This window comes from Pseudomonas sp. 34 E 7 (assembly GCF_900005715.1).
Taxonomy (GTDB): Bacteria; Pseudomonadota; Gammaproteobacteria; order Pseudomonadales; family Pseudomonadaceae; genus Aquipseudomonas; species Aquipseudomonas orientalis_A.
This window is the reverse complement of the sequence record NZ_CVTX01000069.1, coordinates 1-904: the sequence shown is the minus strand read 5'-3', so window position 1 is coordinate 904 and position 904 is coordinate 1. Positions and strand designations below refer to the sequence as shown.

The 904-nt window shown below is 64.7% G+C and carries 1 protein-coding gene; it reads right to left on the bottom strand.

Annotation, left to right across the window (positions count from 1 at the left end; genetic code table 11):
- The coding region (locus BFP96_RS03300; protein WP_139113326.1) for a GTPase/DUF3482 domain-containing protein at positions 1-855 on the bottom strand (855 nt) is incomplete at its 3' end.
- Positions 856-904 lie beyond the last annotated feature (49 nt).

The following is a 904-nucleotide window of genomic DNA, read 5'->3' as shown; positions in this document are numbered from 1 at the left end:
GTCACTGGCGGCGGCGTCCTGGGGGCGGAAACCAAATAGCTTGAGTAACGCTTCCACACATTTTTGTTCGCGCTGGCGCACGGCGTTGCGTAAATCACTGATGGCTTGGGGTTCATCTTCAGTCACCACACTGCGACGGCAGGCCGCACAGTCGATCAACAGTTCGGCGATCAAGCGCGCGGCGCTTTGCTGGCGGGCCTGGCGCTGGGCCTCCTGATCAAGGATCAACCGTTCCAATTGCGGTCGTGCGCTTTCCAGCAGCAGGGCCAGGCTTTCATACAATCGGCGCTCGCCATCTTCCGGCGGTGCCACACTGTCGAAACGCACCAGCGCATGCAGGCCGAGGCGGGCCAGGGCTTCGCGCCAGTCCGGTTCGCGGTGGTCGGCGCTGCTGACGAAATTGAGCACCGGCAGCAACGGTTTGCCGCAACTGGCCAGCACTTGCAGCTCGTCACGGTACTTGGCCAGCACCGGCTCGCGGGCATCGATCACGTACAGGCCGGCGTCCGAGGCCAACAGTTGGCGCAGTACCTTGGCTTCCTGTTCGAAGCGTTGGCGCGCCTCGCTGCCCTCCAGGAACCGCGCCAGGCGTGCCGGACCATCGAGGCGTTCGCCGGGGCGGTCCAGGCGTTCCAGGTAGTCGAGCAGGGCAATGGCATCTTCCAGGCCGGGCGTGTCGTACAACTCCAGCAAGGCTTGACCGTCCACCGACAAGCGTGCGCCCTCCACATGCCGCGTGGTGCTGGGGCGATGGGAGACTTCGCCAAAGCCGACATCGCGGGTCAGGGTGCGCAGCAGCGAGGTCTTGCCCACATTGGTATGGCCGACCACGGCGAGCTTCAGCGGTTTAGTCATGACCGGTCTCCAGCCAGTTCAGCGGCGCGCAATCGGCGAAGGGCAGCTC